At 39.5% G+C, this 14143-nt stretch carries 13 protein-coding genes; 6 read left to right on the top strand and 7 right to left on the bottom strand.

The window, feature by feature from the left end; all coding sequences use genetic code 11:
- Positions 1-52: 52 nt before the first annotated feature.
- The 4 genes from HPE63_RS00925 to HPE63_RS00910 all read left to right on the top strand — a co-directional run bounded on the left by HPE63_RS00925 (position 53) and on the right by HPE63_RS00910 (position 3635).
- Positions 53-1138, top strand: coding sequence for an efflux RND transporter periplasmic adaptor subunit (locus HPE63_RS00925; protein WP_188312354.1), 1086 nt, complete (start codon positions 53-55; stop codon positions 1136-1138).
- Positions 1135-2397, top strand: coding sequence for an ABC transporter permease (locus HPE63_RS00920; protein WP_188312353.1), 1263 nt, complete (start codon positions 1135-1137; stop codon positions 2395-2397). Before HPE63_RS00925 ends, HPE63_RS00920 begins: the two co-directional genes overlap by 4 nt.
- A gap of 2 nt (positions 2398-2399) precedes the next feature.
- Positions 2400-3083, top strand: a complete 684-nt coding sequence (locus tag HPE63_RS00915) for an ABC transporter ATP-binding protein (RefSeq protein WP_188312352.1) — start codon at positions 2400-2402, stop codon at positions 3081-3083.
- Positions 3084-3185: 102 nt separating this feature from the next.
- Positions 3186-3635 carry a hypothetical protein gene (locus tag HPE63_RS00910; RefSeq protein ID WP_188312351.1) on the top strand — a complete coding sequence of 150 codons (450 nt, stop codon included), beginning with the start codon at positions 3186-3188 and terminating at the stop codon, positions 3633-3635.
- 3 nt (positions 3636-3638) lie between these two features.
- Here HPE63_RS00910 and HPE63_RS00905 read toward each other — a convergent pair whose 3' ends face one another.
- Positions 3639-4589: an ROK family protein gene (locus HPE63_RS00905; RefSeq protein WP_188312350.1), complete on the bottom strand. Its 951-nt coding sequence runs from the start codon at positions 4587-4589 to the stop codon at positions 3639-3641.
- Between the two features lie 131 nt (positions 4590-4720).
- On the opposite strand from HPE63_RS00905, the gene HPE63_RS00900 reads away from it, so the two are divergent.
- Positions 4721-5116, top strand: coding sequence for a hypothetical protein (locus HPE63_RS00900; protein WP_188312349.1), 396 nt, complete (start codon positions 4721-4723; stop codon positions 5114-5116).
- Here HPE63_RS00900 and HPE63_RS00895 read toward each other — a convergent pair.
- Together HPE63_RS00895 and hpf are read right to left on the bottom strand one after the other, a co-directional pair.
- Positions 5113-5955, bottom strand: coding sequence for a universal stress protein (locus HPE63_RS00895; RefSeq protein ID WP_188312348.1), 843 nt, complete (start codon positions 5953-5955; stop codon positions 5113-5115). The two genes, HPE63_RS00900 and HPE63_RS00895, sit on opposite strands and share 4 nt — an antisense overlap.
- Positions 5956-5988: 33 nt before the next feature.
- Positions 5989-6288 (bottom strand): ribosome hibernation-promoting factor, HPF/YfiA family, encoded by a 300-nt coding sequence (gene hpf, locus HPE63_RS00890; RefSeq protein WP_188312347.1) that lies wholly within the window; start codon positions 6286-6288, stop codon positions 5989-5991.
- 227 nt (positions 6289-6515) lie between these two features.
- Here hpf and HPE63_RS00885 point away from each other — a divergent pair, with 227 nt between their 5' ends.
- Positions 6516-7619 (top strand): DUF6920 family protein, encoded by a 1104-nt coding sequence (locus HPE63_RS00885; RefSeq protein WP_188312346.1) that lies wholly within the window; start codon positions 6516-6518, stop codon positions 7617-7619.
- 97 nt (positions 7620-7716) lie between these two features.
- Here the strand turns inward: HPE63_RS00885 and HPE63_RS00880 are convergent, their stop codons facing one another.
- The 4 genes from HPE63_RS00880 to HPE63_RS00865 form a co-directional block, all read right to left on the bottom strand.
- Entirely contained in the window at positions 7717-9288 is a 1572-nt protein-coding gene (locus HPE63_RS00880; protein ID WP_188312345.1) for an arylsulfatase, read from the bottom strand.
- A 16-nt stretch (positions 9289-9304) separates the two neighbouring features.
- The gene (locus HPE63_RS00875; protein ID WP_188312344.1) at positions 9305-10651 is read right to left on the bottom strand and encodes a Gfo/Idh/MocA family protein; all 1347 of its coding nucleotides are present in this window, start codon (positions 10649-10651) and stop codon (positions 9305-9307) included.
- 99 nt (positions 10652-10750) lie between these two features.
- Positions 10751-11590, bottom strand: a complete 840-nt coding sequence (locus HPE63_RS00870; RefSeq protein ID WP_188312343.1) for a sterol desaturase family protein — start codon at positions 11588-11590, stop codon at positions 10751-10753.
- A gap of 167 nt (positions 11591-11757) precedes the next feature.
- Positions 11758-13794: a transketolase family protein gene (locus HPE63_RS00865; protein ID WP_188312342.1), complete on the bottom strand. Its 2037-nt coding sequence runs from the start codon at positions 13792-13794 to the stop codon at positions 11758-11760.
- Between the last annotated feature and the right edge of the window lie 349 nt (positions 13795-14143).

Genomic DNA, 14143 nt, shown 5'->3' with positions numbered 1-14143 from the left:
AAGTTCGTATTGACTTCCATTGTTCAATATTTTTAATCTTAAGACCTTTATTATGGCGCACAGAGTGCTAAGCCTTTTACTAGTTTTACTTCTTCTGTCCTGCGGTAAGGATACGATAAGAATAAAACCTGAAAAAAAGACTTTAGTAGCATCCGTATACGCATCAGCCCTTGTACAGCCAGATAGTTTATATGCCGTATATTCCTCCGTTGCAGGTATTTTAGACAAAGTGTTCGTGAACGAAGGTGATAGTGTCGTTAAGGGTAGTCCGCTTTTTCAGATATATAACAAAACACCTGAATTAAACAGGGAAAATACCAAAATAAACCTTCAGGATGCCCGTGAAGCTTACAAAGGTAGCGCGGCTGTTCTAGAAGGGTTGCGCGAGGAAATACACACAGCAAAATTAAAACTACAGAACGACTCTATAAATTTTAAGCGGCAGGAACGTTTATGGCAACAAGAAATTGGTTCAAAGGCAGAATACGATATCAAGAAATTAAACTATGAACTTTCATTGAACAATCTTAATGTACTTCAAAACAACTATGAACGAACCAAAGATGAGCTTAGAAACAAGGTAGTAAAAGCCGAAAACACGTACCAAGCGGCCATTGTTAGCACGAATGAATTCACTATAACAAGTAAGATAAATGGACGAGTATATGCGATATACAAAAATATTGGGGAAATAGTGACCACTATGGAACCCTTAGCCAGTGTTGGAAGTTTGGATGATTTTTTAATTGAATTATTGGTCGACGAGGTAGATATCGTAAAGTTAAAGCCGTATCAAAAGGTAATCGTCAACTTGGATGCATACCCCGAGGAAGTCTTTGAGGGACGAGTACATAAGATATACCCTAAAAAAGATGAGCGTTCCCAGACTTTTAAGGTAGAAGCTGTTTTTGAAACAGCTCCTGAAGTACTATTCCCCGGATTGGCCGGTGAAGCCAATATCATTGTTTCCGAAAAGGAAAATACCCTGACCATACCCTTGGAATACTTAATCGACAACCATACCGTAAAAACCCAAGACGGTCCGGTCAACGTTGAGATTGGATCCAAAAACCTAACGGAAGTTGAAATACTTTCGGGCATAGATGAGCACACTGATATCATTAAACCTAAACAATGATCAATTGGAAGGTCATATTGAGTATTTCAAAAACACACTTGCTATCCCGAATAAAACAATCTAGTATTGCCGCATTGGGGGTCACATTTGGAATTGGCACTTTCATAATCCTTGTTAGCTTTATGACAGGCCTGAACGGTCTTTTAGACGGACTTATTTTAAACCGTACTCCTCATGTTCATATTTATAACGAGATAAAACCTTCTGAACGGCAACCCTTAGATCTATATGATAAATGGGAAAATAGTTTCAAGCTTGTACATTCGGTAAAACCAAAATTAACCCAGGCCAAAATTCATAATGCCCTGCCCTTGATCCAGGAATTAAGAAAAAATCCGGATGTAAAAGGTGCAATCCCCCAACTGAAATCACAGATATTCTATATATCCGGTTCTATCGAATTAGGGGGCAATCTTGTGGGTATTGATGTTTTGGAGGAAGTACGCCTTTTCAATTTTGGGGATTATGTGGTCAAGGGAAGTCCAGAGGCTTTGAACAATTATGAAAACGGGATCTTAATAGGTTCCGGGGTTGCTGAAAAGATGTCCCTTGATATCGGAAATACTGTTCAGATCAGTACCGTTCGTGGCGACCTGTTCCCTTTAAAGATCGTAGGTATTTACCAAAGTGGCCTGGCCGACATTGACAATATCCAGAGTTTTGCATCCCTTAAAACAGTGCAAAAAATATTAGGGGAGCCAAAGAACTATTTCACCGACATTAATGTTAAATTATTCGATATCGAAAAAGCGGTTCCAATGGCACGGAATATCGAAAATCAGTTCAACCTTACGGCCGTGGATATCAAAACGGCTAATGCACAATTCGAAACGGGTACATCCATAAGAAACCTTATCACCTATGCCGTATCAATTACCTTATTGATCGTTGCCGGGTTTGGCATCTATAATATTCTCAATATGATGATTTATGAGAAAATGAATGACATTGCCATTTTAAAGGCTACCGGTTTTTCGGGCAAAGATGTACAGTATATTTTTATCAGTCAAGCTATTCTTATAGGTCTTTTTGGAGGTATTTTAGGCTTAGTGGTTGGCTATTCCATATCGTCGGTAATAGATACTTTGCCCTTTGAGACAGAAGCGCTACCCACCATTAAAACATATCCTGTAAACTATAGTGTTTGGTATTATGTTATAGGAATCTCTTTTGCGATGATCTCAACATTCCTGGCAGGTTACCTGCCCTCTAGAAAAGCAAGGAAAATTGACCCGGTAGAAATAATCAGAGGACAATAACCATGGGGAACAATACCATCTTAGAGGCAAGGAACATCAATAAATATTTTCGGGAACCTGTCCTTTTTCATGTTCTAAAGGATATTAATTTTAGTATAAAACATGGTGAATTTGTGTCTATAATGGGTAAATCGGGCTGTGGTAAATCCACTTTATTATATATCCTATCTACCATGGATACCGATTATGAAGGGGAACTGTTCTTAAACGGCGAATTGGTTTCCGGCAAACATCATGAAGAATTGGCCAAAATCAGGAATAGCAATATTGGCTTCGTTTTTCAATTTCACTACCTACTTTCTGAATTCACAGTGCTTGAAAATGTGATGCTACCAGCTAAAAAACTAGGGCTGAAATCTTTTGAAGAAATTGAATATGACGCGATGGAAAAGTTAAAACTTCTCGATATTCAGGAGCAAGCCAACAAATTGGCTTCCCGAATTTCGGGAGGACAAAAACAACGTGTTGCCATAGCAAGGGCCTTAATTAATGATCCGGCCATAATTATGGGCGATGAACCCACAGGCAATTTGGATAGCCATAATGCCCAAAATGTGATGAACATCTTCAAGAATCTTTCCGTAGAGCGAAATCTTTCCTTATTGGTAGTGACCCATGATCACGATTTTGCCGAAAAAACCGACCGTATCATTGAAATGGGCGACGGTACTATTATTAGCCAATAGCTCAATATCAAAATCCGTACTATGATATAAGTCATATTAATTGCGTTAGGTTAAAGGTAACTTTAATGAACGTCGTAAATGTTGAATTTATATTTCAAGCTTATGGAAAATTATAGAACGAGACCCAAAGGCTCTTTTATACAACAGACTGATTGGGATGAATTATATGTTTTGACCAAACATTGGAAATCTGACCTAACGTTCTACAAACAAGACCTGCATTTTCTACATAAATTGTTGAACAAATATTTTATATGGATAACAAAAAAGGAGAATCTCGATGCTGTAAAATCGATAGGTCAGGGTATTTTAGAAGATAAGAAAACAAGTGACCAACTTCTCCGAAGAGTGGACGAACATATTACCCATATTGCCCAGACCATTCAAGATCCATTCAAACACGATTCTAGATTATTCCGTGAGGAACACCAAGGGCTTGAAGACGATATCGCCAAATTCTATAAGACCGTCAGGGAAAATAGAAAACAAGTATTTGCGATCACCGAACATATCGTGGATAGCGAAAGCCTTGAGCATTTACTTGAGAGCTGATTTTTACGAAATATTCGACCAGGCCAAAGCTGCAGGTCCCAATATGGCCGCATTACGGGGAGCATCGGATAGATATACCTTTATCTTACCTTTGTAGGACACAAAAAGGTTCTTCTCCATACTCGCAATAACGGGTAGTAATAGAACATCCCCGGCTTTACTTAGACCACCTGACAAAATAAAGGCCTCAGGGTCTAAATGAGCAACCGTATCGGCCATTTTACTACCTAAAATCTCAGCAGTGATGCTAAACGCCCTTAAGGCCAATGGATCACCATCGAGCGCAGCATTGGCAATTAATTCCCCTGTAAGGTCCTCAAAACTGATTCTGCGCAATGGGGAATCTTCGCGCATTTCGGCGATCAACTCAAAAACCGTTCGCTTTATACCGGTAACCGAAGCATAGGTTTCCAAACATCCTCTTAAACCACAATTACAATATCTGCCATTGGGATCTACATTTACATGACCGATCTCACCTGCCTGGGCATGTTCGCCCAATAAGAGGTTACCGTTAACGACAATGCCACTACCCAGCCCGGTACCCAAGGTCAGAACCACAAAATTTCGCATGCCTTTGGCCATACCAAACCGCAATTCCCCCAATGCCGCCGCATTGGCATCATTAGCTATATACACCGGCAATTTCAACGCCGTGGCAATTGATTTTACAATGGGAATTTCCTTGCCCCAGTTTAAATTGGGCGGATTCTCTATGTGACCTGTTATCGAATTGGCATTAGGTGCCCCTATACCCACGGCCAAAGGTTTTGTTGGGGAATCCAAGGTAGCCAATAATTGATGTAGGTTGGGTATCAACTCCTTCAAGTAGGTCTCAAAAGGTTCTTTTGATTTTGTGCCAAAAACTTTGGAAGCAAGTATTTTTCCTTGAGTATCGACAATGCCGATCTTAGTGAATGTTCCTCCAATATCTATTGCCAAAACCGTATCCATACACTTATAAATTTACGACAAATGACTCAAAAAAAATTGAGAATTAAACTGACACAAATCATCCTACATTTCAAAATTTAGAGCTATACTTAACATCCCGTAGAACAATTTTTTAATGAAGTATGGTAAGCATGGAAAATAACAACGAAAAACTACATTATCGTATTGGACAACTTTTTTATGCCATCGCCATGGCCGATAAGAAAATCGATAAGAGAGAAATCATAGCTTTAAAAACCGAAGTATCCGAAAATTGGAAGCAGGGATCGGTTTCTTTAAAGGAATTAGACATAAGTGGTCCTTTGGAAATACAGAAGGCCTTTTCCGAAATGCAAAAGACCGGTACCGATAGTGATACCTGTTATAGTGCATTCCGTAACTATTATCTCGAAAACCAGACCCTCTTTTCACTCGAGCTAAAAAAGCTTCTATGGGACACAGCGCAATCCATAGCCATTTCCACTGCCAAAAAGAACAAGTCAGAACTGGTCATTCTGGCTAAACTAAGGATACTTTTTCAATCCTAGTTTTTTATCTTGAAAGTGATAACAGGTAATTTTGCCCGGTTGGCAATATCTTCACCTATGCTTCCTTTAAAAAAGTGCGCTAATCCCTTTCTTCCCTGGGTGGGCAGCGCAATAATATCCGCATTTATTTTTTCGGCATAATTGTATATGCCCTCCTCTATACTGTAATCGTTCAAAATTTGGACATTATCCTTGTACCCTGTTTCCCCATGATGGGCCGTACGCATAAAAAGCGCTATTTGTGCATTGATTTCTTTAGAACTTTTAAAATATTGATTGGGTCGATTAATGTATACTTTATGCACCTCGGCATCCAATAGATTGAAGAATTTCATGGCCTTATTGAAGACCTCTATATGTTCAACCTCAAAATCACTGGCGTAGACGGCCTTTTTGATATTAAAATCCTTACTTCTCTTTTTTATTACAAGTACGGGAACGGTGCAGGTCCGAATTACCTTTTCCGTATTAGAACCAACGAACAATCCGCTCAAACCACTGACACCATGGGATCCCATTACCACTAGGTCAATTCCCTGTTCTTTTACGATATTGTTTATTTCATGGAAATCCTTATAATTCTGTACGATTTCAGAAACGTTGATTCCATCCAGATATGGCTTGTCCAGGAATTCATTGAATCTTTTCTTTGTTAGTTTCATGTAATATTGGGCCTCCATAAATTCCTGGGCTTCATTTTTAGTTAAAATAGCCTCTGAAAGACCCAGCATATGTAATAATATCAAATTTGCATTGAACCTTTTGGCCAGTTGGGCGGCAACTTCCAATGCATTTTCCGAAAATTCTGAAAAATCTACCGGTACTAATATTTTATTCATGGGATTCTTTGTTTATGGTTCTTCAAATGGGTCTTAATGTTTGTTCATTATGGATTTTCTTTTGCTCAACTGTTTTTCCAGATCTTTGATGGTCTTGGCAGCGGCTTTCTCAAAATCATCCTCATTTGAACTTGCGAATATCCTTGGTCCGGGAGCACTGAGTTCCATCTCACAAATTTTACCTTTCCCAGTCGGATCGTTTTCTTGTTTAAAATACACTTGAGCCCTTATTATCCATTCATATTTGGCAGCAAGTCGATTTAGTTTAGTGTTCATTAGTTCATTCATGGCTTCACTTGTGGGCATTTGAACGTATTGAATGTCGATTGTCATAGTTTATATGGTTTTAAGGTTTACATAAAGCTATACCCTTTACTAAAATGAAACCATGACAAATATCATTACTCGAAAATAAATTATAAGGTGTGATGGATTTAGTGCTGAATTTCAAGGTTTTTAATTTTACAGATTTTTTGATATTAACTGATATTCATCATTGGTTCTGGGTTCTCTCTTTAATAGTTTAACTCCATATATTGGATTAAATTGTTATTGGATCAATGAGGACGTTGTTTATTGTACTTTTTCTTGCCCATGGTTGTATACACTTTTTGGGGTATACCAAGGCCTTTTACCCATCTTTTGATAGCGGTCCCATTCAGTTTGTTTCAAGACCCTTTGGATTGGCTTGGTTATTTGTTGGACTATTTTTTATATTGACCGCTTTACTGCTCATTTTTAAAAAGGAATGGTGGCCAATTGTTGGGGTTATAACAATTCTCTTATCGCAGATGCTGGTAATTATCTATTGGAAGGATGCAAAGTTTGGAACGATCTTTAATTTCATCCTTCTCTTAGGCACTATTTCGAGTCATGCTGATTATAAATTCAATCGAATGGTCCTAAAAGAATCCAATATGATTTTTAAGACCATACATTTGAGTGACTCAGTAGTTCCTTCAATAAAAAATTTAAGTCATTTGCCCTCCATAGTTCAAAAATGGCTGACTGTTTCCGGGGTATTTCAGACCGCAAAATCAGTTTCGGTCCGCCTAAAACAAAAAGGGGATATGAAAACAAGTCCTACTGGTAGATGGATGCCCTTTACAGCCCAACAATATTTCAATTGTGAGGACCCTTCTTTTGTATGGGTAACCAAAGTAAATCCCCTACCCCTTGTGTATTTGTATGGCCGTGACAAACTTACAAACGCCCAAGGAGAAATGTTGATTAAATTGTTCGGTGTATTTCCCGTGGTAAATGAAGGTAAGAATGAAAAAATAAATGCTGCTAGCATGCAGCGTTATTTAGCGGAAATGTGCTGGTTTCCTTCTGCTGCCATAAATGAACATCTGACCTGGGAATCTATAGATGAAACTTCGGCAAAAGCGATTCTTACCCTTGACGATAAAAGGGTTTCCGGTTTCTTTACTTTTACCTCGGAGGGGGAATTCCGTTCCTTCGAAACCAAACGGTATTATGGCGGTGGTGAAGATGCGAAATTGGAAATCTGGCATATTGAAGCGTTAGAACAAAAAGTGTTCGACGGAATTAAAATCCCATCGAAATGCAAGGTCACGTGGAGATTGAAGGAAGGGGATTTCGATTGGTTGAATTTAGAAATCACTGCCTTGGAATACAATAAACCATATCCCTACAAATAAGCAATCCTAAAGGTAAACTTATAAATCAATATGTCTTTCCTAACCACGCGGTACAAGCTGGGTTACTATTAATTAACCCTTTATGTAACTGATACCTCTAATCATTGAATAAGCCATTGGCCAATGCGGGGATTTTGAAAATATCCAATTCAGGGGAAGTTCGTTCTTCTTTAAAAATACGTGCGGCTTTTTTGAGTATGTCAGGATAAAGCTCGGCCACGTTAGTCATTTCCAAAGGGTCTGTTCGTAAATTGTACAATTCAATGGTAGCTTCTTCCTTGTCATCAATTAGATATTGCCGAACCACTTTCCAATCGCCCATACGAATGGCAACTTGGCCGCCATAACTTGGAAACTCCCAAAACAAAAATTCGTGTTCTTTTTGGCCTTCTTTAGACAATAAAGTGGGTAATATACTCACGCCATCTTGCTCATGGGGCAATTCATATCCTGCAACCTCTGAAAAAGTGGCCAGCATATCGTACTGTACCGATATCAAATCGCTTTTAGTTCCCGGTTTGATCTTCCCAGGCCATGAAGAGATCATTGGGACTCGAATGCCCCCTTCATATAAATAACCCTTGCCTCGCCCGTATTTCCCTTCGAAAGGTTTTGCACTCTCAAAAAACTCGGGGTCCGCACCGCCGGCATAAGATGGGCCATTATCGGAAGTAAACACTATCAGGGTATTATCGTATATTCCTTCGTCCTTAAGTTGCTGAACCAGTTTACCAATATTTTCATCCAAGTAAGATACCATGGCTGCATAAGCCGCTCTAGGGTTTTGATGAGGAAAATATCCCATTTCACCCAAATAGGGATTTTCCCCACCAAATTTCTGTTTGTAATAGTCCACCCATTTTTGGGGTGCCTGTAGTGCGACATGAGGTATAGGGGTTGCCCAATAAAGAAAGAAAGGTTGGTCTTTATTACTATCCACAAACTTTGTGAGTTCCTTGAACATCAAATCCGGAGCATAGTCCTTTAGGGAAAAAGAAGCATAATTCTTAGGGTCATTAGGGTCGGTACCTTTAGGCAATTTGGTGTTCGGAGCAACGGTATCATTCGCCAAATGTACCCTCTTTTTGTTTTTATACAAGAACAAAGGATAATAGGTATGCGCCTGCCGTTGACAATTGTAACCAAAGAAAAAGTCGAATCCCATTTCATTGGGAATAGAGTGCGTATGCGGGGCCCCAAGCCCCCATTTCCCGACCATTCCGGTTGTATACCCAACGTCTTGTAATCTTTTTGCCATGGTAATGGTATTTGTCGGCATTGGGCCTTGACCTTCCAGGGTTGAATCTTTCGCCATAGCGCGATAGTCCCAAACATCCCCTCGTTCTTTCCATTCGGAATTACTTCGAATATATGCATGGCCGGCGTGCTTTCCTGTCATCAACATATAACGGGCAGGGGCACAAACAGGAGCACTGGAATAATGTTGTGTAAAGAGCATCCCGTTTTGTGCCAAGGCATCGATATTAGGCGTTTCAATTTTTTCCTGTCCATAAGCGCCAACCTCTGCATACCCTAAATCATCCGCCAAAATATAAATGATATTGGGTCTCTCGTTTTTGTTTTTTAAGGGCTCGTATGTTTTATCCTTACACGAAAAAAGAATTGTCCCCACCAAAAGCAGGGACAATCGCATCTTATTATAACTCATAAAATAATGTTTCACTTTACATAACAACGGTCTTCCCTGGTATGGGTATGTTATACCAACCATCGGCATTAGGCTGTACGGGTGCTGGAGAATCCCAGGTCAATCCGTCTGGGACCAATTTCAATTGTGATTTCATAGCTTCATCCCATGTAATAATCTGTCCGGAATACGTAGCCATACGACCAATGATTGCACTCATGGTACTATTAGCCCCTTGTTCACCATCACTAATGACGCCTCCATTTCTTATTGATGCGAACAACTTATCATGCTCAACTTGATACGGGTTGGGGTCATCCTTGCCACGATGTTCAAAAAGGGAATTACCCTCCCAATCTTTCATTTCTACATTATCCCCTGCAGTGGAGACCGTTCCTTTCGTTCCTTGGAAGAATTCCGATACACGTCGCATCGTATCTGGTTGATGCCTGCACTGGCTTGCAACCACCGCTCCACTTGGATAAGTATATTCTACAAAGTGATGGTCAAATATCTCGCCATGATCCTTACCTGTCCTTACCTGTCTTCCTCCCATACCTTGTGCAGAGATTGGCGTTTCCCCTATAAACCAGTTGGCAACATCGATATTGTGAATATGTTGCTCTAGGATATGATCACCGCATAACCAATTAAAGTAGTACCAGTTCCGCATTTGGTATTCCAATTCAGATTGACCTGGTTGTCTTTCACGTACCCAAACCCCGGCACTGTTCCAATACACCTGTCCGGAAACTATCTTTCCAATTTTATCTTGCTTTAATTGATCCAAAGCAGCAAGGTAATTTGTTTGGTAATGTCTTTGAAGACCAACTACAACATTCAATTTATTCTCTTTTGCTTTTTTTGCTGCGGCCAATACCTTACGAACCCCAGGAACATCAGTGGCCACGGGTTTTTCCATAAAAACATGCTTGCCGTTGTCTATGGCATATTCGAAGTGTTCAGGTCTAAAACCAGGAGGTGTGGCTAAAATGACCACATCTGCCATATCCATTGCCTTTTTAGCGCCGTCAAAACCAACAAATTGATGTTCAGATTTGACATTTACTTTCTTGGTCTCGCCCATTTCTTTGGAAATGTTCATAAGACTATCTTTCAATCTATCTTCAAAGGCGTCGGCCATTGCGACCAATTCTACATTTTCGTCCGCTCTCAATGCTTGAACCGCCGCGCCTGTTCCCCGACCACCACAACCTACCACGGCTATTTTTAATTTCTTTTCATTGAAAACATTCACCATGGCATCCATTTGAAAAGTTGGTAAAACCATGGCTCCAGAAAGTAGGGCCGTATTTTTAACAAAAGATCTTCTCGAATTATTGGGGTTTGATACTTCACTGTTTTGATCACTTGATTGTTTCATAATGTTGATTTAATTAAACCGTAGGAAATGAATTTAAAAGCATCGATGAAATTAATCATAAAATGCTTTAAATTAAACATATTGGCCTGTTTTTTACTATTAATCCTTCGATATATCAAAGGAATCCAAATTACTTTTTTTATAGGTAAAGGGTACTTTTAATTGGTATAAGATATCATCTGATTTTTCCTTATCCAAGATATCCAAACCATAAACAATGTCATAGGGGTCATCATAAATAAAGGTTCCGAAAGCCCTGTCCCAAAGGGAGAATATATTACCATAATTGGTATCTGTCCATGGCATTTCAAAATGATGATGGAACTTATGGGTATTGGGTGAAATAAACACTAAACTGATCGTTTTATCCAACCAAATTGGCAAGCGAATATTGGCATGGGAAAAGTACGTGAAGAGAATGGTCAAAATACGATACAGTATATAATACGCCAAAGGTAATCCGGCAATGAGAATGGCAATCAGCGCAAAGGTCTCCCTCATTATAAAGTCTATCGGATGATGCCGTGTGCCAGAAGTCACATCGACATGGGTATCACTATGATGCACCATATGGAAACGCCACATGAACTTAACTTTATGTAGCAAATAATGTACTACGTATTGCGCTAGGAAGTCCAACAACATAATTGCGAACAACATTTCTACCCACACTGGTAATTCTACCAAATTCAACAATCCAAATTGACTTTGTTCCAACCAATTGAATATTCCGACTGTCGCAAGTCCAAAAAAAACATTAATTATAATCGTCGTTATGAGCAAAATTAGATTGGCCTTGGCATGCTCCCATTTTTTGTAATCAAATTTTCTTAGGGGATATGCCCCTTCAAGTATCCAAAAAATAGTCATCATACCAATAATCCAAATCAACTTTTGAAGACTTGTTAGATTGGCAAAAAAATCAATGAATGTATCCATAGAAGTAGTAAAACTTTAGTAACGGCTATTTTCTCTGCCTGAATATACTTTAAAATATCAAATTGAAAATTATTGAAGGTGGAAAATGATAAGGATGCGCTATTTAGGAATAAAAAAAGGGAATTGCCCCTTGTCAGACAAATCCCTTTTCAAATGTTTTAAAACTTTTATTTTCTATTTAAGAAATTCAATACTTCGTTATATACCTTTTCCCCGGTGAATCCGAATTTTTCATCCAAAACCTTTGCCGGTGCGGAATACCCAAAATGATCAAGTCCAAAAACAGTTCCTTTTTGTCCTACCAAAGCCTCTAGGCTTATCGGCAACCCCGCCGTTAAACCAAATACGGGTTTGTTATCGGGAATAACGCTAGTTTGATATTTTCTTGACTGCTGTCTGAAAATACCCTCTGAAGGAATTGAGGCGATATTGATCTTTAAATTCTTTCTTTCCTCCAATAATGCTGCTGCCTCTACCAATGTAGAAACTTCGGAACCATTGGCAACCAAAACAACATCAGGGTTTGGTGTTTCCTTCACCAAATATCCGCCTTTTTCAGCATTTAAGGCGTCCGAATATCGAGATCCCGATTGAGAGGGCACATCTTTGATCCCTTGTCTGGAAAGTATCAAACCTGTTGGGGTTTTAGTGTTTTCCATCGCCATTTTCCATGCTACACTTGTCTCTTGGGAGTCAGCGGGACGCAATGCCACAAAACTAGGATTACCACTATGGTTTTTTAATTTTTCCAACAATCGTATTTGGGCTTCCTGTTCCACAGGTTGGTGTGTTGGACCATCTTCCCCTACCCTGAAGGCATCATGGGTCCAAACGAATTTAACAGGCAATTCTTGGATACAACTTAGCCTGATTGCAGGTTTCATGTAATCCGAGAACACAAAGAAGGTCGCTACAACGGGGATAATACCGCCATGCAATGCAATTCCGTTCGCCAAGGATGCCATGGTCAATTCCGCAACCCCAGCTTGCAAAAATGCCCCTGAGAAATCCCCTTTTTTCAATGCATGCGATTTCTTTAAGAAACCATCCGTTTTATCACTATTGGACAAATCCGCAGAGGATACGATCATATTTTCTACTTTCTCTGCCAGATAAGCCAATACATTCGAAGAGGCTACCCTAGAAGCCAGCCCATCTTTATGCGTAATCGTCTCAAAATCCAATGCTGGTAATTTGCCAGAAAGGAAAGCGTCCAGCTTATCGGCCAAATTCTTATTTTCTTTACGCCAGGCATTGATCACGTTCTTTTTGGTACTCGCATCCGATTTCTTTTTTGCCAAGATACCTTTATAAAATTCTTTTACTTCAGAATGAATTTCAAAAGGATTTTTAGGATCGGTCCCCAAATTTATCAAGGTCTTTTCATAATCGGCACCTGTATGCCCTATCGGTTGTCCATGCAGTTCACAATGGCCCTCGTAAATACTTCCATCGGCTGTTACACAACCTTTGCCCATGATGGTTTTACCGATGATCAAGGTAGGTCTTTCTGACTCAGCATTCGCTTCTGTCAATGCCTTTCTTATGGCATCATGATCATGCCCATCGATATTTATCACCTTCCAACCCCAAGCCTTATATTTCATTGCGGTATCCTCGGTGGTAACCGCTTCGGTCATCGTTGATAATTGAACGTCATTGGAGTCATAGAACATTATAAAATTATTAAGACCCAAATGTCCTGCAATTCGGCCCGCACCTTGAGAAATCTCCTCTTGTACGCCACCATCCGAAATAAAGCCATAAATTTTATGGTTCATCCAATCCCCAAAACGTGCCTGTAAGAATTTAGCGGCTATGGCAGCGCCAATACCCATGGTATGTCCCTGTCCCAAAGGTCCTGATGTATTTTCAATACCTCTTTCAACATCCACTTCCGGGTGGCCTGGGGTAATTGAGCCCCATTGTCTGAAATTCGAAACATCATCTTTGCTATAATTGCCCAAGAGATAATATTGTGCATACATCAAAGTGGACAAATGGCCTGCATCCATGAAGAAGCGATCCCTAAATGGCCATGTCATGTCACTTGGATCGAAATTAAAAAACTCTGAATATAAAATGTGCATAAAATCGGCACCACCCATTGGGCCTCCAGGGTGTCCTGAATTTGCCTTTTCAACCATTGCTACTGCCAAAGCCCTAATATTATCTGCCGATTGCAGATTAATTTCTTTGTTCATGTGATGCTTTTCTAAGAATTATCAGTTCAGTTTTATATTCAATCTTACGTTAAAAATTGACACAAATCTACCTTTTTTTATTGTTTTAGGGGATGATACTTATTAAAAACTATTGACAATGAATTCTTGATGGCCAAACCTGATTCCAGCATACTCAACCCCCTTTTAATTCAAGGGATTTTTAGAACTAAGCCTTTGTTTTTGTGGTTCTTACGACGTTATCAGGGTTATTCGGACTACCGACAAGTATAAGGACCAATTTTCCTTTGTAATTTGAGGTTATCCACAAGACAGATTATATTTAAGGAAGGTAATCCAGTAGGGAGCATTTCACCAGCGACCCAATTAT

Origin of the sequence: Maribacter arenosus (assembly GCF_014610845.1) — a bacterium.
In the GTDB taxonomy this organism is placed as follows: domain Bacteria; phylum Bacteroidota; class Bacteroidia; order Flavobacteriales; family Flavobacteriaceae; genus Maribacter_A; species Maribacter_A arenosus.
Note: the sequence above shows the minus strand (reverse complement) of the source record. Positions and strands in the feature narration are given on the sequence as shown.